16 protein-coding genes are annotated in these 17,233 nt (G+C 63.4%); 8 read left to right on the top strand and 8 right to left on the bottom strand.

The genetic code is table 11. From position 1 onward, the window contains the following. Positions 1 to 261 precede the first annotated feature (261 nt). The 4 genes from M2333_RS10165 (at position 262) to M2333_RS10150 (ending at position 6,015) form a co-directional block, all read left to right on the top strand. Positions 262 to 2,232 carry an extracellular solute-binding protein gene (locus tag M2333_RS10165; RefSeq protein WP_264611670.1) on the top strand — a complete coding sequence of 657 codons (1,971 nt, stop codon included), beginning with the start codon at positions 262 to 264 and terminating at the stop codon, positions 2,230 to 2,232. Beyond that, a complete protein-coding gene (locus tag M2333_RS10160) occupies positions 2,229 to 3,308 on the top strand; it encodes a microcin C ABC transporter permease YejB (protein WP_264611669.1) in 1,080 nt (359 codons plus the stop codon). Before M2333_RS10165 ends, M2333_RS10160 begins: the two co-directional genes overlap by 4 nt. A 65-nt stretch (positions 3,309 to 3,373) precedes the next feature. Further along, entirely contained in the window at positions 3,374 to 4,393 is a 1,020-nt protein-coding gene (locus M2333_RS10155; RefSeq protein ID WP_413716525.1) for an ABC transporter permease, read from the top strand. After that, positions 4,390 to 6,015 (top strand): ABC transporter ATP-binding protein, encoded by a 1,626-nt coding sequence (locus tag M2333_RS10150; protein WP_264611667.1) that lies wholly within the window; start codon positions 4,390 to 4,392, stop codon positions 6,013 to 6,015. The genes M2333_RS10155 and M2333_RS10150 overlap by 4 nt, the downstream gene beginning before the upstream one ends. Before the next feature lie 88 nt (positions 6,016 to 6,103). Here the strand turns inward: M2333_RS10150 and M2333_RS10145 are convergent, their stop codons facing one another. After that, positions 6,104 to 6,853: a TIGR02391 family protein gene (locus M2333_RS10145; protein ID WP_264611666.1), complete on the bottom strand. Its 750-nt coding sequence runs from the start codon at positions 6,851 to 6,853 to the stop codon at positions 6,104 to 6,106. 258 nt (positions 6,854 to 7,111) lie between these two features. Here M2333_RS10145 and M2333_RS10140 point away from each other — a divergent pair, with 258 nt between their 5' ends. Both M2333_RS10140 and M2333_RS10135 read left to right on the top strand, forming a co-directional pair. Continuing rightward, positions 7,112 to 8,182 carry an ABC transporter substrate-binding protein gene (locus tag M2333_RS10140; RefSeq protein ID WP_264611665.1) on the top strand — a complete coding sequence of 357 codons (1,071 nt, stop codon included), beginning with the start codon at positions 7,112 to 7,114 and terminating at the stop codon, positions 8,180 to 8,182. 398 nt (positions 8,183 to 8,580) lie between these two features. Further along, positions 8,581 to 10,224, top strand: coding sequence for a transferrin-binding protein-like solute binding protein (locus M2333_RS10135; RefSeq protein WP_264611664.1), 1,644 nt, complete (start codon positions 8,581 to 8,583; stop codon positions 10,222 to 10,224). A 7-nt stretch (positions 10,225 to 10,231) separates the two neighbouring features. Here M2333_RS10135 and M2333_RS10130 read toward each other — a convergent pair whose 3' ends face one another. From M2333_RS10130 to gmk, 3 genes are all read right to left on the bottom strand, one after another. Continuing rightward, on the bottom strand, positions 10,232 to 10,687 hold the full coding sequence (locus M2333_RS10130; protein ID WP_413716524.1) for a YaiI/YqxD family protein: 456 nt from the start codon (positions 10,685 to 10,687) through the stop codon (positions 10,232 to 10,234). Further along, the gene (locus M2333_RS10125; RefSeq protein WP_264611662.1) at positions 10,687 to 12,486 is read right to left on the bottom strand and encodes a DEAD/DEAH box helicase; all 1,800 of its coding nucleotides are present in this window, start codon (positions 12,484 to 12,486) and stop codon (positions 10,687 to 10,689) included. Before M2333_RS10125 ends, M2333_RS10130 begins: the two co-directional genes overlap by 1 nt. Before the next feature lie 191 nt (positions 12,487 to 12,677). Beyond that, a complete protein-coding gene (gene gmk, locus M2333_RS10120; protein WP_181558811.1) occupies positions 12,678 to 13,358 on the bottom strand; it encodes a guanylate kinase in 681 nt (226 codons plus the stop codon). Positions 13,359 to 13,755: 397 nt separating this feature from the next. On the opposite strand from gmk, the gene M2333_RS10115 reads away from it, so the two are divergent. Both M2333_RS10115 and M2333_RS10110 read left to right on the top strand, forming a co-directional pair. Beyond that, entirely contained in the window at positions 13,756 to 13,959 is a 204-nt protein-coding gene (locus M2333_RS10115) for a Flp family type IVb pilin (RefSeq protein WP_264572146.1), read from the top strand. 111 nt (positions 13,960 to 14,070) lie between these two features. Next, complete coding sequence (locus tag M2333_RS10110; protein ID WP_181558812.1) at positions 14,071 to 14,259, top strand: flagellar FlbD family protein; 189 nt, start codon at positions 14,071 to 14,073, stop codon at positions 14,257 to 14,259. An 18-nt stretch (positions 14,260 to 14,277) separates the two neighbouring features. Here the strand turns inward: M2333_RS10110 and M2333_RS10105 are convergent, their stop codons facing one another. The 4 genes from M2333_RS10105 to lepA form a co-directional block, all read right to left on the bottom strand. Further along, a complete protein-coding gene (locus M2333_RS10105; protein ID WP_264574539.1) occupies positions 14,278 to 14,604 on the bottom strand; it encodes a hypothetical protein in 327 nt (108 codons plus the stop codon). Between the two features lie 191 nt (positions 14,605 to 14,795). Then, positions 14,796 to 14,990 carry a hypothetical protein gene (locus M2333_RS10100; protein WP_181558813.1) on the bottom strand — a complete coding sequence of 65 codons (195 nt, stop codon included), beginning with the start codon at positions 14,988 to 14,990 and terminating at the stop codon, positions 14,796 to 14,798. Positions 14,991 to 15,030: 40 nt separating this feature from the next. Next, positions 15,031 to 15,345 carry an alkylphosphonate utilization protein gene (locus M2333_RS10095; protein WP_181558814.1) on the bottom strand — a complete coding sequence of 105 codons (315 nt, stop codon included), beginning with the start codon at positions 15,343 to 15,345 and terminating at the stop codon, positions 15,031 to 15,033. After that, entirely contained in the window at positions 15,342 to 17,162 is a 1,821-nt protein-coding gene (lepA, locus tag M2333_RS10090) for a translation elongation factor 4 (RefSeq protein ID WP_264611661.1), read from the bottom strand. The genes M2333_RS10095 and lepA overlap by 4 nt, the downstream gene beginning before the upstream one ends. Positions 17,163 to 17,233 lie beyond the last annotated feature (71 nt).

Here is a 17,233-nt window from a genome sequence, read left to right as displayed (position 1 = left end):
CAGGATGCGCGCGGCGATCAAAGCCGTGCCGCGCTGTGCGGCAGCCGGTTGCATTGGCGGAGCAGGCGCGGCACGATGACGAGCAGGACGTTTACGCGCCTGGCACCGCGAATTATGACAAGATAAGTTCGATTCGAATTGTTAGTTAGGTCAACTAAAGTTAGACATTGAACCAACGGAGCGGGTGGGGCGACATTCGGCGCAAGATCGAATGAGCATCACCGGTTTGCTGGACTCCATCTGGGGTTCGGAAGGGAGAGTATGGCTGGAGATGCTGCGGACGGCCCGAAAGACCATGGCCTGGATGATGGGGGCCTGCCGCCACCTGCCGGGCCGGTGAGGCAGCGCCTCGGGGTGCTTCGGCAACTCCTGCTGGCGCTTCTCTGCCTTCCCCTGCTGCTGACGATCAGTTCCGCCAGCGTGCAGGCCGTGCCGGGCGGCAATGAGCTGATCTCCAGTCACGCCTATGCGGTGTTCGGCACCCCCAAATACGGCCCCGGCTTCAAGCATTTCGACTATGCCGATCCCAAGGCGCCCAAGGGCGGCACGCTGCGGGTGGCCTATATTGGCGGCTTCGACAGTCTCAATCTCATGGCCCTGCTCGGCACGCCGCCCATCGGCATGATGCAGGTTTACGAGCCGCTGATGCGGCGCAGTTCGGACGAGCCGGCAATGCGCTACGCGCTGGTCGCCGAGTCGATCACCTATCCCAAAGATATTTCATGGATGGATTTCCATCTCGATCCCCGCGCGCGCTGGCATGATGGCGTGCCGATCACGCCCGAGGACATCATCTTCACCATCGATCAGGCCAAGGGCCTGGTGACGCCGTCGCTCAAACGGCTGGAGCAGGCCGTGACGCGTGCGGAAAAGCGCGGGCCGCACACGGTGCGCGTCTATTTCACCCAGCCTAACAATCCCACGCTGCCGACGGTGGTGATGGATATGTGGCTGCTCCCCCGCCATTATTACGCGAAGCACCCGCTCAACGCCGCCTCGCTCGACCGCCCCTTGGGCAGCGGCCCCTATAAGGTCGGCCGCTTCAGCCAGGGGCGCTGGATCGAATATGAGCGCGTGAAGGATTATTGGGCCAAGGATCTGGCGGTCAACAAGGGCCGCTACAATTTCGACATCATCCGGCACGATTATTACCGGGACCAGACCGTGGCCTATGAGGCCTTCCTCGCCGGCAATGTCGACTTTCGGCAGGAAACGAGCGCGGTGCGCTGGGCGAGCGAGAAGCAGTTGCCGGCCTTCCGCGCGGGCCAGATCAAGCGGCAGGTCATCGATTACCGCAGCCCGTCCTTCTATCTGGGCATCGTCATGAACACACGGCGCCCCGCGCTGGCGGATCGTCAATTGCGGCGCGCGCTGATGCTGGCCTATGATTTCGAGTGGGTGCGCCGGACCCTGCTCGCCGGGCATCATGGCCGCCTGCACAGCTTCTACACCAACAGCGAGTTCGCGGCCGAGGGCCTGCCTCAGGGCCGGGAACTGGAGCTGCTCCAATCCGTGCGGGACGAGGTGCCGGGCGAGGTGTTCACCAAGGCGCCGGACCTGCCGGTTGGCGGGAACTGGCGCAATCGCCGGGCCAATCTCATCGAGGCGGTGCGGATCCTGCGGGCGGCGGGCTATCGCTATCAGGACGGCCGGCTGATCGACAAGACAACCGGTCGCCCCATGGCGCTCGAGCTGATCAGCTATTCCCCGCTGATGGACCGGCAGGTTTCGCTCTTTGTCGAGAATGCGCGGCAGCTTGGCATCGCCATCAGTTTCCGCTCGTTCGACAGCGCGCAATTCCGGCATCGGCTGCGGCATTATGATTATGATCTGCTGCTTAACATCCCGATGTTTCCCGGCCATGAGACGCCGAGCATCGGCCAGACATTGATCTGGGGCTCGCACGCCGCGGATCAGCCGCAATCGCTGAACTATCCGGGCGTCAAGAATCCGGCCGTCGACAAGATGCTCGCGCAGATGATCACCGCAACGGATCGCGAGACCGTGGTCGGCGCGATGCGGGCGCTCGATCGCATCCTGTTGTGGAATTTCTACGCCATTCCCTTCCAGCATGATTACCCGGCGCCGGTGGGGCAGATGCCGATCACCTATTGGGACCGGTTCGGCATGCCGAAAAAGCAGCCCGCCTATAATTTCCCGATCATGACGCTGGACACATGGTGGGCCGACCCCGGCAAGACGGCCGGGCACGCACAAGGACAGTCTTCATGACGGCGCTCTGGTCCTATGTCGCCCGCCGGCTCCTGCTGATGGTGCCAACGCTGATCGGTATCGTCACGATCACCTTCATCATCATCCAGTTCGTGCCGGGCGGCCCGATCGACCAGATCCAGGCGCGGTTCGCCGGCACCGCGATGGACGCGACGGCCACCATCGGCGGCACCGTGGACACCGGCGCGAGCAGCGGCATCATGCCCACCGGCGAGCTGGACCCGGCGATGGTGAAGGAGCTTGAGAAGCTCTACGGCTTCGACAAGCCGGTGCTCTATCGCTACTTCAAGATGCTCGGCGATTTCGCGCGGTTCGAGTTCGGCAACAGCTACTACAAGGACCAGCCGGTCATCGATCTGATCATCGAGAAGCTGCCGGTGTCGATCTCGCTGGGCCTCTGGACCACGCTCATCACCTATCTCGTTGCCATTCCGCTCGGCATCCGCAAGGCTGTGCGGGCGGGGACGGCGTTCGATGCCTGGTCGAGCTTCTTCGTCACCATCGGCTATGCCATTCCCGGCTTCCTGTTCGCGGTGCTGCTGGTCGTGCTCTTCGCTGGCGGCACATTCTGGAGCATCTTTCCGGCGCGGGGCCTGGTCTCGGATAATTGGGAGGAGCTCTCGCTCATCGGCAAGGTGCTCGATTATCTCTGGCACATCACCCTGCCGGTGGCCGCGATGGTCATCGGCGCCTTCGCCAACCTCACCATGCTCACCAAGAATTCGATCCTCGATGAAGTGGGCAAGCAATATGTGACCACGGCGCGGGCCAAGGGCCTCTCCGAGAACGGCGTGCTCTATGGCCATGTCTTTCGCAACGCGATGCTCATCGTCATCGCCGGCTTCCCGGCCGCCTTCGTCAGCGTGCTGTTCACCTCCTCGCTGCTGATCGAGGTGATCTTCTCGTTGGATGGCCTCGGGCTGCTGGGCTTCGAGGCAACGATCAACCGGGATTATCCGGTGATGCTTGGCTCGCTGTTCATCTTCTCGCTGCTCGGCCTGCTGACCAATCTGCTCGGCGATGTCACTTATGTGCTGGTCGATCCCCGCATCGATTTCGAAAGGCGGGACGTCTGATGAACGCCGAAACGCCCGTCGCAGCCCCGGCCGTTCATCCCCGACCTGTGCGCCCGATCAGCCGGATGAGCCCGCTCACGCGCCGGCGCTGGGCCAATTTCAAGGCCAACAAGCGCGGCTATTGGAGCCTGTGGATCTTCCTCGCGCTCTATGCGGTGACGCTGTGCGCGGAGCTGATTGCCAATGATAAGCCCATCTTGCTGAGCTATCGCGGCGAGATCTACGCGCCAGTGCTGCGCGCCTATCCCGAGACCACATTCGGCGGCGTGTTCCAGACCGAGGCCAATTATCAGGACCCCGCCGTGCGGGCGATGATCGCTGAGGGCGACGGCTGGGCGATCTGGCCGATCATCCCCTACAGCTACCGGACGATCGACTATGATATCCCCGTTACCGCGCCGTCGCCGCCCTCCGCGCGTCATTGGCTGGGCACGGACGATCAGGCGCGCGATGTATTGGCGCGCATCATCTACGGCTTCCGCCTCTCGGTGACCTTCGGCCTGCTGCTCACCTTTTTCAGCTCCATCATCGGCATCACCGCCGGCGCCATCCAGGGCTATTTCGGCGGGTGGACGGACCTGATTTTCCAACGCTGCATCGAGATCGTGCAGAGCCTGCCGATGCTCTACCTGCTCATCATCATGGCGAGCTTCCTCACGCCCAGCTTCTTCACGCTGCTCGGCGTGCTGCTGCTGGTGAGCTGGATGACGCTGGTGCACGTCGTGCGCGCCGAGTTCCTGCGCGCGCGTAATCTCGATTATGTCCGCGCCGCCCGGGCGCTTGGCCTTGGCAACCGCACGATCATGTTCCGGCACATCCTGCCCAATGCGATGGTCGCGACCATCACCTTCCTGCCATTCATTGTCTCCTCGTCCATCACCATCCTCACGGCGCTGGATTTTCTCGGCTTCGGCATGCCGCGCGGATCGCCCTCCATCGGCGAACTGCTCAACCAGGCGAAGAACAATCTCTATGCACCGTGGCTCGGCATCGCGGGGTTCGCCGTCATGGCCACCATGCTCTCGCTGCTCATCTTCATCGGCGAAGCGGCGCGGGATGCCTTCGATCCAAGGAAATCGACATGAGCGCCCCGGACAGGCCCCTGCTTGCGGTCGACAGGCTGTGCTGCTCGTTCCGCTCGGAAGGCCGCATCGTCGAGGCGGTGAAGGACGTCTCCTTCACGCTGGAGAAGGGCCAGACGCTGGCACTGGTTGGCGAGTCCGGCTCGGGCAAGTCCACCGCCGCCATGTCGATCCTGCAATTGCTGCCTTATCCGGTGGCGTTCCATCCGTCCGGCTCGATCCGGCTGGACGGGCAGGAGATCGTCGGCGCCAGCGAGCGCACGATGCAGACCCTGCGCGGCGCGCGCATCGCGCTGATCCCGCAGGAGCCGCTCACCGCGCTCAACCCGCTCCACACCATCGACCGGCAGATCATCGAGGCGATGAAGCTGCACGATCCCGCAATCAGCCGGGCGGCGGCGGTGGCCAAGACCATCGATCTGCTCAAGCTGGTCGGGCTGCGCGATGCCGAGAACCGCCTCAAATCCTATCCGCACCAGCTCTCCGGGGGGCAGCGCCAGCGCATCATGATCGCCATGGCGCTGGCCAACGAGCCGGACCTGCTGATCGCCGACGAGCCGACCACCGCGCTCGACGTGACCGTGCAGGCGCAGGTGCTCGATCTGCTCAAGGATCTCCAGCAGCGCCTCGGCATGGCGATGCTGCTCATCACCCACGATCTGGGCGTGGTGCGCAAGATGGCCGAGCGCGTCTGCGTGATGACGCAGGGCGAGGTGGTGGAGGCGGGCGACACCAGCGCGGTGTTCGACAACCCCCAGCACGCCTACACCCGCAAACTGCTGGACGCGACGCCGCGCGGCGAGCCGCTGAAGATCGAGGGAAATCCCGCGCCACTCGTCCGCACCGAGGATCTGAAGGTCCATTTCCCGATTAAGGGCTGGTTCGGCAAGCCGCGCGCCTTTGTGAAAGCCGTGGATGGCGTGACGCTCTCGATCCCGCGCGGGCATACGCTCGGCGTGGTCGGCGAGTCCGGCTCGGGCAAGAGCACGCTCGGCCTTGCGCTGCTGCGCATCAGCCGCTCGGAAGGGCCGATCTGGTTCGAGGATGAGCCGCTGCACGAACGCAACTGGAAGCAGATGCGCCCGCTGCGAAAGCGGATGCAGATCGTCTTTCAGGACCCCTTTGCCAGCCTCAGCCCCAAGATGACCATCGGCCAGATCGTCGGCGAGGGGCTGCCGATCCACCGACCCGACCTGACGCCAGCAGAGCGCTACGAGGCTGTCGCGACGATGATCGAGGAGGTCGGCCTCTCCACGGCGGTGCTGGATCGCTACCCGCACGAATTCTCCGGCGGCCAGCGCCAGCGCATCGCCATCGCCCGCGCGATCATCCTGCGGCCCGATCTCGTGATCCTCGACGAGCCCACCTCCGCGCTCGACATGTCCGTGCAGGCCCAGATCGTCGACCTGCTGCGCAACCTGCAGGCGAGCCATGGCCTGACCTATCTGTTCATCAGCCACGACCTCAAGGTCGTCCGCGCCCTCGCGCACGAGATGGTGGTGATGCGCAACGGCAGGATCGTGGAGCAGGGCTCCTCGCAGCAGATCTTCAACGCGCCGCAGACGGACTACACGCGCGACCTCATCGCAGCCGCGCTGGAGCTGCGGGCGCGGGCGGCGGCTTGATCGGACCGCGTGCGTGAACTAAGCGAACGGCCGCTTGGAGGTTTTGCGGTCGTATGCGGGGAGGGCCGATAAAGCAGATCTAGCTGTGTCAATCGCCGCGCTTTTCAGCTCGACTGTCGACGATCCGCAGCAAGAGATTGGCCAACATCACAATTTCTGCTGCTTCTGCTGGATCGGTAAGGTCCACGTCTCGGTGGGAGTGGGGGTTCTTGTATAATCCGATCGCGCCAGCAAAGAGCGCAGAGAGTGCTTCCTTCTCTGCATCTTCTGCTTTCTCATCCGTCAGCGGTCCCGTATCCTTGTGGAATGCGCGGCGGATCATAGGTACGCCATGCTCGCCCTGAGAAAAATCGGCAGCTTCCCTAACCGCGATTTCGACTCCTTTCATGGCCTGAAAGGCTGCGACGTCGAACTCGTTACGCATAAAAGCCATCCACACTTTGCTGCCTATGCGAGGATGAAGGTTTTCCCGTGGCAGGCGGCGTGCTGCCGTGTAGCTGGCGAACTGGCGCTCATCTTGAAACTTCTGAGCACGACGGCTGAGCACGCACCAACCGTTTTTGCCATTGGTGCCCTCAGCAGGAATGACCAGACCCTGCGCCAAAAGCCATGCGGCTGCTTCACGCAAAGCTAACCCAATTGCAGCCCATTGGCCGCGTGGGTATAATTCCGACCCGGATAGCACGGAGTTGCCCAGCTCCGCTTCGATGTTACTTAGCTGAAACATATTGCCGCCATTCTGGCGTAGAATAAAAAGCAGCTTCCCGGCCAGTTCCTCTGGTTCGAGTGCCAGTACGACCTCGCCGTCAGGAATGATGGCTTTCAAATGCTCGAGCATACACTTTCCTCACATCTGACAAAATTATCAGATGTTCTCTGGGTAATAGCCACTAATATCGGAGGTTGCCGAAAGATGCCGACTGTCCGCAATGGCGTCGTGTCCCGGACCGGCGGCTTTCAGCGGATATCCAGCAATTCCCCTGTGTTCCTTCAACCCCCGCCACCCCAGGCAAGGATCAATGCCGTTCCGTGCATTGTTGGCGGCGCCGCCGCTCGCTAGCCTCCGGCCGTCAAAAGCGATGTGAGGGAGAAGAGGATGTCGGCATTCAATCGGGCGATGAGCCATGGCCCTGCGCGTCGGCGTGGGCGCGGCGTCCTGTTGGCCGGTCTCTCAATTCTGGTCGCCAGCACCTCGGCCTGCACCCAGGCGGACACGCCCGTGGCGTCGGCGGCTTCCGCGACTGTCGCGCAGGCTGGCCCGATCCGCGCGTTCGGCAATCTCACCGTGTTCGAGTTCGCGCCGCTCTTTATCGCCGCTGAATCCTATTATCCGGCGCCTGTCACGGTGGGGCGCGGGAGCGTCGCCAATCTCGTGGGCGAGCCCGGCGCGACGCCGGATGACAGCAGCGCGCCGGCCGACATCGCGACCAATGCGGAGACGCAGGCGCTGCGCTACTCGCTGCGCAACCCGGACATGCGGATCGTCATGACCGTGACCGAAGGGCTGTACCGCATCGTCGCGCGCAAATCGGCCGGCATCAACTCGCTGGCGGATCTCAAGGGCAAGCGGATTGCGACGATTTCCGTCACTTCGTCCGGCTTCTTCACCCAGAAGATGCTGAAAACCGTCGGCCTGTCCAGTGACGATGTCACCATGGTCGGCATGAAGCTGCCCGACATGCCGCAGGCACTGGCGGATCGAAAGGTCGATGCCGTGGCGATCTGGGAGCCGGAAGTCGAGCGCGCCGCGCAGGCGATTGGCGATGATGCCATCGAGTTCAGCGGCAAGGGCGTCTATCGCGAGCTGTTCAATCTCAACACCACCGCGGGCGCGCTGGCCAACCCGCAGATGCGGCGGAACATCGTCGTTATGGTCCGCGCGATCATCGATGCCACGCAGGAGGTCCGCCGCGATCCGACACGGGCGCAGGAGCTCGTGGCGCAGAACAGCGGCTATCCGCTGGAGCTGGTCAAGCGGAGCTGGTCCCACCACAATTGGCTGGCGGACTGGACGGGCGACCTGCTCGACGTGCTGGAGGAAGAGGAAGCCTGGCTTGCCAAGCAGGACAAGCGCACGCCGCGCACCCGCGCGCAACTCGCGACGCTGATCGACACGAGCGTGCTGGAGGAAGCCAAGGCTCTGCCACCGCTGCCCAAGCGGAAGTGAGGGCTCGTCGTTTCATGGCGCGCTGAGATTCGCGACAAAAAGTTCTCGAGGAGGGCCACGCCGGGAAAAAACTCGGCTTCCTTGGACACTCGCCGTTCTGAAACAAGACAAAAGTGGTGGCTCCTTTCAGCTCAATCGGCTTGACCCTGCCACCTGCGAACGCCCAAACAAACATCCGAGTTCACCGGGTGGGGGTTGCATTGCAGTACCATTTTCGAGGCTGCTTCATAGCGGTCTGCACGTTGCTGACAGCGTGTGGCGGCGGCGGTGTCAACAGCACGCCTGCGCCTTCTCCAACTCCGTCGCCTTCACCGACACCCGCCCCGGCGCCGTCCGCCGCCGCCCTTGTTCGTCCTGCACCGCCAACCTCTTTGCCGGCAGCAACTAGCGGAACGCTGATGGAGGCTTTGGGGCAAACGCAAGACTTTCGGTCCGGTTCTGTCGAAGTTGATATCAATTACTACGATGAGACCCTCCGAACGCGACACAGCCCTTATCAATCTTCAAGCGCGGCTCGGCTCTATGTCGACCCTCGCGCGGGTGGTCGATATGCACTGTACAACATTCTGGCCAGTGGTCAGATTCACGCGCCCAACCTCTCGGGAGGGGACATCGGCTGGAGCGACAGCGCTGCGGATGGCACGCGTGTCCTGTGGTTCAGGCAGCCGGACTATGCAGACCCGCTGAGACCCGATCTGAGGCTTTCCTATGTGAGTTACGGCGGATGGGAGTTCATCTCTCGCGACACGAGTTTCGGAACTCCGCAGCGGCGCGTGAATGCCTATTTCTACTTCGGCGTGCCGACCACGGCTGGAGATTTGCCGATCGGTGGCAGCGGCACATACGAAGGATTTGCGGAAGGCATCCTCTACGATCGCGTGGGCGAGTATAGCCTGAGCGGCAAAGCGAGCCTGACGGCAAACTTTAGCGATCAAAGCTTCTCGACGTTCTTGCAGCTTTCCGGGCTTAGCAGCGTCTCTGGAGCTTCCGTCTCCCTCCCGTCTCTCAACGGAACTGGTCATATCGGAGCAGGCAACACGTTTCAGGGCACCTGGGACGGCGGCACTTATCAAGGGTCCATTCTCGGCGGCTTCTTCGGTCCCGACGGTGGAGAGTTCGGCTATACTTTTGCGATCAATAATGCCGACCTTAACTCGCTCGGCGGGGGTGTCGTCACGGGTGCTCTCAAGCAGTATGTCGCGCCTCCACCGCCTCCTCCGCCCCCGCCTCCGGGCAGCACCTTCCCGCTGCAAGGCGCCACGACATTTGACCTCATCAGCTCGCCCCTAAGCTATGCGAGAGAGACCAATTACAGTCCTCCGGTGTATGACGATAACGCACCCGCGGCGACTTCGATCACCGTCACGCCCGACTATCAAACTGGCACTTACACCATCACGACTGACAGCATCTCGGCGAGCTTCACCGGAGAGGATCTCGCTCAAGCCCCCGATCCTACAAAAACCTCCATCTCATTCCGAAAGGTCAGCGAAGCCGAGCGTGGAAAAAGCATTGCGTTATTCAACAACCTGACGCCGCAATTAGGTACCAACAAAGCGGAGCTACAGTTCCACTACCTCAGCTATGGCGAATGGACGCAGGTTGGGGTCGGATATAATGCGTTTCTCTACGGCTCTCCGTCAAGCTCGGATGAAATGCCGCGAACCGGCACAGCCAGCTATGCTTTGCATGTCAGGGGGCAAGGATTTGTCGGCAGAAGTACGGCGATCCTCGGAGATGGCCGTCTGGACGCTGATTTCGACTCTGGCAGGATTTATACGGAGCTGAAACTGATCGATTACTGGACGCTTGGGGCAGATACCCCCTTTGGTGATTTTACAGGTACGGCTACGATTTCCTCGGACGGTCCGACCTTCCAAGGTAGTCTTTCTTCCTACAACACCAACTTTTCAGGAGATTTTCACGGTTCATTCTATGGGCCTGATGCTGCCGAGGTCGGTTATGCGTTCTCGCTCACCAGTCCTGCGACGCCCTCCTTGCCGGAAGGCCGCATTGCTGGTGTGGCCGTCGGTAACCGCTGATCGCCCGTCACGCTGGCTGCTGCCGCTTCAGCCGCACGATCGTCTCGTCCAGCGCGGAAAGGAAGCGTGAGCGGTCCGCCTTGCTGAATGGCGCGGGGCCGCCGATGATGTCGCCGCCGGCGCGCAGATCGGCCATGATGGCGCGGGTCGCGATGGCGCTGCCGATGGACGCGGTGGTGAAGGGCTTGCCGGTCGGGGCGATCACGCTCGCGCCGGCTTTCAGGCAGCGATCGGCGAGCAGAATGTCCGCGGTGATGCAGATTGTCGTCGGGCTGGCCTGCTCGGCGATCCAGTCATCGGCCGCATCGAAGGCGTCGGACACGACCACCCGCTCGACCAGCGGATGATCGGGGATGCGGATGCGCTGGTTGCTGACGATCCTGACCGGCGTCTCATGCCGAAATGCCACCCGGTAGATTTCTTCCTTCACCGGGCAGGCATCTGCATCGACGAGGATTGCGATCATCTATCCTTGCCGGGCTTCTTGTGCGCGAAGGGCTTGGCGCCACCCTTCCACTTGTTCGGGCCCTTCTTTTTGCCGGCGCCATGGGGGCCGGGCTGGGCCTGATCCGGGCGGCCCCCATGCGGTCCGCGCGCGGCGGGTGCGCGATAGGGCTTGGGCGCATGGACGGGGCGGGCATTGTCGCGGCGATTGCGACGCGCTTCCTCGCGGGGCTTGCCGTCGGTCGGCTGGATGTCGACCTCGTCATCCTCGCTGGCGGTGCGGCGCACGGCATCGAGGAAGCGCGCAGCGACGCCGCCCGCGACCTCGAACAAGGTTTCCTGCGCCGCGATGCGGATCGCGCCGATCTCTGTGCGGCTGATGTGGCCGCGCCGGCAGAGCAGCGGCAGGATCCAGCGCGGATCGGCATTCTGATTGCGGCCGACATTCAGGCGGAACCAGGCGCTCTGCTCGAAACCGGGGCGGGGTCCGCGCGGTTCGGCGGGGGCATCGCTGCCCAGTAGATCTTCAGGCTCGGGCAGGCGCGCGCGATAGGCATGGGCCAGCATCGCGGCGACATCTTCCGGGCTGCGCTCGGCCAGCAACTGGCGGCCCAGCTCATGATCCTGCTCGCTGAGTTCGACAGGGGCGCGCAGCGTATCGAGCAGGCGCTGCGTGTCGGCGCGACGAATGTCGTCGGCCGAGGGCGGCGAAATCCAGTCCGCCTGGATGCGCGCGCCGCGCAGCATCGATTCCACCCGGCGGCGGCGCGGATAGGGCACGATGAGCACGGCGGTGCCCTTCTTGCCCGCGCGCCCGGTGCGGCCGGAGCGGTGCTGCAGCGTCTCGGCGTCGCGCGGAATCTCGACATGGACAACGAGGCTCAGCGTCGGCAGGTCGATACCGCGCGCGGCCACATCGGTCGCGACGCACACGCGCGCGCGGCGGTCGCGCAGGGACTGCAGCGCCTGATTGCGCTCATTCTGACTATGCTCGCCGGAAAGAGCGACGACCGCGAAGCCGCGCTCGACCAGCCCGGCATGGAGGTGACGCACATTGTCGCGCGTCGCGCAGAACAGCATCGCCGTCTCCGCCTCATGGAAGCGCAGCAGGTTCACCACGGCATGTTCGATGTCGGCCGGCGCCACAGCCATCGCCTGATAGCTGATGTCGCCATGGCCGCGTTCCTGCGTCACCGTCGAGATGCGCAGCGCGTCGCGCTGATAGCGCCGGGCCAGCGCCACAATGGGGGCGGGCATGGTCGCGGAGAAGAGCAGGGTGCGGCGCTCCTGCGGTGTGCCGTCGAGAATTTCTTCCAGATCCTCGCGGAATCCCATGTCGAGCATCTCGTCGGCTTCGTCCAGCACCACCGCGCGCAGGGTGGAGAGGTTGAGGGCGCCGCGTTCCAGGTGGTCGCGCAGGCGGCCGGGCGTGCCGACCACGATCTGCGCGCCATGCGAGAGCGCACGGCGCTCCTTGCTCGCATCCATGCCGCCCACGCAGGTGGCGATGCGCGCGCCGGCCTTGCCATAGAGCCAGATCAGCTCGCGGCTCACCTGCAGCGCCAGTTCACGGGTCGGCGCGATGATGAGCGCCTGCGGCAGTCCGGGCGGCGCCATGCGCTCGCCATCTTCCAGCAGGTCGGTGGCAATGGCGAGGCCGAACGCCACGGTCTTTCCCGATCCGGTCTGGGCCGAGACGATAAGGTCGCGGCCATGCGCCTGCGCCTCCAGAACTTCGGCCTGAACGGGCGTGGGGTCAGCATAGCCGCGCTCGGCAAGGGCATTGGCGAGAAGAGGGGGGAGTGTGGAAAAGGGCATGTATCTCGCTAATCAAAAAAGAGTGGAGCGGTGGACCATCCTCGCCGCAAAGCCTGTTTCAAAGGCCTCATCTGCGCGCGTCATCCTGTTTAGTGGTCCGCCTTATGCGCCCCCCATACAGATATGGAGGGCATCTGGCTTGCAAAGTTTTGCGTGGCCGGGCCGATGACCCCTGCGGGCCGGGCTGAGGGCTAGATTTCCTCGCGATCGAGCTTGCGGATGAAACCGATGATGCCGGTCTGCCGGTGGCGCTTGAGCCGTTCGGCCTGCAGGATCGTGAGCACCTTGGCGAAACAGGCTTCGGCATCGTCATTGACGAGCACATAATCATAGCCGTCCCAGTGCGCGATTTCGCTGTGCGCGCGCGCCATGCGCCGCTCGATCACGTCGTTGCTGTCCGTGCCGCGTCCGCGCAGCCGCGCTTCCAGCTCGATCATCGAGGGGGGCAGAATGAACACGCGGACGACATCGCCGCCGGCAAGCTGGTGAAGCTGCTGGGCGCCCTGCCAGTCGATATCGAACAGCACGTCGTGCCCGGCTTCCAGCATCCCTTCCACCGGCGCGCGGGGCGTGCCGTAGCGATGATCGAACACATGTGCCCATTCGAGGAACTGATTGTCCGTCACCATGGCGCGGAACCGCTCGAGATCGACGAAATGATAATCCTTGCCGTCGACTTCGCCGGGCCGCATCGGCCGGGTGGTGGCGGAGACGGACATGGTCAGGCCCGGGTCATGCGCCAGCAGCTTGCGCGAGATGGTGGATTTGCCGGCCCCGGAAGGGGAGGACAGCACGAAAAGCATTCCCCGGCGCTTGAAGGATGCGGGCTGGGCAAGTGGATCGGCGGAAACGGGATCGGTCATGTCGGCCATGCTTGCTCCTGCCGTGAGTCGGTCGCCACGTCAATTGGCGGACTGAGACTTGGGCGGAGGAATCGCCTCCGCGCGGCCAGTCTGGAGGGATTTTTGTGCAGATCGGTCGTCTTCCAGCGGCTTCGTTAAGCGCCCGTAAAGCCAGCGGTTGCTATGGGTTATGTCATTGGAGGATGACATGATTATGCGGATTCTCCGCACCGAGCGCGGAGCAAAGGCTTTGGAACTTGGGCTGGTAACCAGCCTCACCGGCATGGCGGCATTGATCGCCGTGGCTTCACTCGGTTTGGGCTGACGGACCTCCCGCCCCCTTAGCCCCACGTCATTTGGCGCCTTCTCTTTACCACCTCTCCACCATTTGCGACGACGTTGAACCGGCAAATGTGAGGAGTGCCCCATGCCGCGCCAGACATCACCTGCGGTTGACCGTGACCTGACGCCCTTTGATCGGCTGCGCGCAAATGAGCGGGGCGCGACGGCAGTGGAATATGGGCTGATCGCGGCGCTGGTGTCGCTGGCCTGCGTCATGGCGTTCCTGTCGCTCGGCATCAATCTCTCGGAGCTCTTCTTCGGCATCAGCAACAGCCTGTCGGGCCGATAAGGCGCGAGAAGCGGCAGCCTGCCAGATATTTTCCACCTTCGCGCGACGAGCAATTGCGTGGCGCGAGAATGCGCTTAGGCTGTCCCCAATCATAAGCAGGAGAGCGTGCCCATGTTCGTCAAGTTCACCAGCCCGGATCGCGCCCCCGTCGCCGTCAATGCGACGCAGATTTCGTTCATCTCCAATGTCGGCGAGGGCACGCGCATTCGCTTTGGCGAAGGCCGTAGCGTGACGGTCGTCGAGCCGCTCGATGAAGTGATCGACCGGCTGAACCGGACCAACCAGCTACCCGAAAGCTAGGGATAGCGCGCCGAGACTTCAGCTGCCCGCGTTGAGATTGATCGGGGGAGCAAGCGGATTGGTCTCATCCGGGTTGGCTTGGTTTGCACCCGCACCGCTCGCTTCGCCCGATAATGCGGCCGCGATCATCGCTTCCCAAATCTCTTCATTGCCTGCGCTGGCCATTGCCGCGTCCGGCTCGCGCATCGTGCGGAGCACCGCGCGCGCGTCCTCACGGCAGTCTTCCCATTCCAGGTCCACAGACCGGCTGGCGCTCGGCTCGGTACCATCGGCATTCTCGCTCAGCCGCAGTCCGGCGAGCACGCGCGCAATGCGCTCTATCAGGGGCGTATGGGAAATGGGCATGGGGACATCCTCCAGCATGGTCTCGCACAGGGGCAAGCGGCCGCCGCGGACTCGACATGTCCACAACAGCGATGTGCCACTTCCATCTCGCTTGGGAGCTGGCCCTGATGAGACGCTTGTGCGCGCCGAAGGTTGCCGGACGCTCACTCGGACGGGCGCCGTTTGCTGCTGGCAGGATTAGGGGCCGCGCCTTAACGCAGTTTCGCGATCGTCAGCCCGTCCGCTTTGGCGCGGTCCTTCACCGATTCCTCGCTGCGGGTCAGCGCCTTGGCGATGGCTTTCAGCGCCATGCCCTTCTTCGCCAGCGTGTGCAGCTTGTCGATCTCGGCGGCGGTCCAGGGCTGGCGATGCCGCTCGAAGCGTCCGCCGGCGTCAGTCTTGGCCATCAGGCTGCACTCCTTTGCGATGGGCGGCCCGGTGCCGCGCTCACCGCTTCTTCACGAACTCAGCGCGCAGCACCAGCCCCTTGATGCCCTCGTAGCGGCAGTCGATTTCCTGCGGGTCACCGGTCAGGCGGATCGACTTGATCAGCGTCCCGCGCTTGAGCGTCTGCCCCGCGCCCTTCACGGTCAGATCCTTGATCAGAGTGACCTGATCGCCATCGGCCAGCAAATTGCCGACTGCGTCGCGCACTTCCACCGCATCGGCCGCGCCCTGCTTGGCGGCCAGTTCGGAAGCCGGCAGCCACTCGCCGCTGGCTTCATCGAACACATAATCCTCGTCGCTAGTCTGCTCGCTCAACTGTCGTCCCCCATTTTGAGCGCGGCGATGAAGGCTTCCTGCGGAATCTGCACGGAGCCATATTCGCGCATCCGCGCCTTGCCCTTCTTCTGCTTCTCCAGCAGCTTCTTCTTGCGGGTGATGTCGCCGCCATAGCATTTGGCGGTCACGTCCTTGCGCATCGCCGCGATGGTCTCGCGCGCGATCACCTTGCCGCCGATCGCCGCCTGAATGGGGATCTTGAAGAGGTGGCGGGGGATGAGGTCCTTCAGCCGCTCGCACATGTGGCGGCCGCGCTCCTCGGCGACGCCCCGATGGACGATCATGGAGAGCGCGTCGACCGGCTCGTTGTTGACGAGGATGCTCATCTTCACCAGGTCGCCCTCGCGCAGGCCGATCTGCTCATAGTCGAAGCTGGCATAGCCCCGGCTGATTGACTTGAGGCGATCGTAGAAGTCGAACACCACTTCGTTGAGCGGCAGCTCGTAACTCACCTGCGCGCGGCCGCCCACATAAGTGAGGCCGGTCTGAATGCCGCGCCGGTCCTGACAGAGCTTGAGGATGCTGCCCAGATATTCGTCCGGCGTGTAGATCGTCGCCTTGATCCACGGCTCGTCGATCTGTTCGATGCGGCTGGGGTCGGGATAGTCCGCCGGATTGTGCAGCAGGATCTCGCGCGCATCCTCGGTCTTCGATTTGCGCAGCTGGATGCGATAGACGACCGACGGCGCGGTGGTGATGAGGTCGAGATCATATTCCCGCGTCAGCCGCTCCTGGATGATCTCCAGATGCAGCAGGCCGAGGAACCCGGCGCGGAAGCCGAAGCCCAGCGCCGCGCTGCTCTCCATCTCGAAGGAGAAGCTGGCATCATTGAGCCGTAGCTTGGCGATGCTTTCGCGCAGCTTCTCGAAGTCCGCCGCGTCGACCGGGAAGAGCCCGCAGAACACCACCGGCTGCACTTCCTTGAAGCCGGGCAGGGGCGTGGTCGCGCCGTTCTTCACTGTGGTGATGGTGTCGCCCACGCGGGTCTGGGTGATCTCCTTGATCTGCGCGGTGATGAAGCCGATTTCGCCCGGGCCAAGCTCGGGCAGCGTCTCGATCTTGGGGCGGAAGCAGCCGACGCGGTCGACCAGATGCTCCGTGCCGCCGATCATGAACTTGATGTTCTGGCCCTTCTTGAGCACGCCGTTGATGACGCGCACAAGGATGACGACGCCGAGATAGGGGTCGTACCAGCTGTCGACCAGCATCGCTTCCAGCGGCTTGTTCCGGTCGCCACTGGGCGCGGGGATTTTCTTGACGATCGCTTCGAGGATCTCGTCAATGCCGATGCCGGCCTTGGCGGAGGCGAGCACGGCCTCACTGGCGTCGATGCCGATCACATCCTCGATCTCCGCCTTAACCTTCTCCGGTTCGGCGGCGGGCAGATCGATCTTGTTGATGACCGGCACGATCTCATGGTCATGCTCGATCGACTGGTACACATTGGCCAGCGTCTGCGCTTCCACGCCCTGCGCGGCATCCACGACCAGCAATGCGCCTTCGCACGCGGCGAGGCTGCGCGAGACTTCATAGGCGAAGTCGACATGGCCCGGCGTGTCCATGAGGTTGAGCTCATAGGTCTTGCCGTCGCTCGCGGTGTAATCGAGGCGCACGGTCTGGGCCTTGATGGTGATGCCGCGTTCCTTCTCGATATCCATGTTATCGAGCACCTGCGCGGTCATCTCGCGATCCGAGAGTCCGCCGGTGCGCTGGATCAAGCGGTCGGCAAGGGTCGACTTGCCATGGTCGATATGCGCGATGATGGAAAAGTTACGGATGTGGGCGAGGTCAGTCATTGCGCGCCGATAGCAGGCGGAAGGGTTCCGGCAAAGCCTTCTGAAAGAGGGCCCGCCGCGACCATTTCATA

The organism is Sphingobium sp. B11D3B, from assembly GCF_025961735.1.
GTDB lineage: Bacteria > Pseudomonadota > Alphaproteobacteria > Sphingomonadales > Sphingomonadaceae > Sphingobium.
Note: the sequence above shows the minus strand (reverse complement) of the source record. Positions and strands in the feature narration are given on the sequence as shown.

What these genes read in the sequence shown, in the direction of transcription:
- gmk (WP_181558811.1), bottom strand. Translation starts at nt 13,358, where the DNA reads ATGGCCGACATGACCGATCCCGTTTCCGCCGATCCACTTGCCCAGCCC.
- M2333_RS10155 (WP_413716525.1), top strand. Translation starts at nt 3,374, where the DNA reads ATGAGCCCGCTCACGCGCCGGCGCTGGGCCAATTTCAAGGCCAACAAG.
- M2333_RS10125 (WP_264611662.1), bottom strand. Translation starts at nt 12,486, where the DNA reads ATGCCCTTTTCCACACTCCCCCCTCTTCTCGCCAATGCCCTTGCCGAG.
- M2333_RS10140 (WP_264611665.1), top strand. Translation starts at nt 7,112, where the DNA reads ATGTCGGCATTCAATCGGGCGATGAGCCATGGCCCTGCGCGTCGGCGT.
- M2333_RS10135 (WP_264611664.1), top strand. Translation starts at nt 8,581, where the DNA reads ATGGAGGCTTTGGGGCAAACGCAAGACTTTCGGTCCGGTTCTGTCGAA.
- M2333_RS10100 (WP_181558813.1), bottom strand. Translation starts at nt 14,990, where the DNA reads ATGGCCAAGACTGACGCCGGCGGACGCTTCGAGCGGCATCGCCAGCCC.
- M2333_RS10165 (WP_264611670.1), top strand. Translation starts at nt 262, where the DNA reads ATGGCTGGAGATGCTGCGGACGGCCCGAAAGACCATGGCCTGGATGAT.
- M2333_RS10150 (WP_264611667.1), top strand. Translation starts at nt 4,390, where the DNA reads ATGAGCGCCCCGGACAGGCCCCTGCTTGCGGTCGACAGGCTGTGCTGC.
- M2333_RS10110 (WP_181558812.1), top strand. Translation starts at nt 14,071, where the DNA reads ATGTTCGTCAAGTTCACCAGCCCGGATCGCGCCCCCGTCGCCGTCAAT.
- M2333_RS10105 (WP_264574539.1), bottom strand. Translation starts at nt 14,604, where the DNA reads ATGCCCATTTCCCATACGCCCCTGATAGAGCGCATTGCGCGCGTGCTC.
- lepA (WP_264611661.1), bottom strand. Translation starts at nt 17,162, where the DNA reads ATGACTGACCTCGCCCACATCCGTAACTTTTCCATCATCGCGCATATC.
- M2333_RS10115 (WP_264572146.1), top strand. Translation starts at nt 13,756, where the DNA reads ATGCCGCGCCAGACATCACCTGCGGTTGACCGTGACCTGACGCCCTTT.
- M2333_RS10160 (WP_264611669.1), top strand. Translation starts at nt 2,229, where the DNA reads ATGACGGCGCTCTGGTCCTATGTCGCCCGCCGGCTCCTGCTGATGGTG.
- M2333_RS10145 (WP_264611666.1), bottom strand. Translation starts at nt 6,853, where the DNA reads ATGCTCGAGCATTTGAAAGCCATCATTCCTGACGGCGAGGTCGTACTG.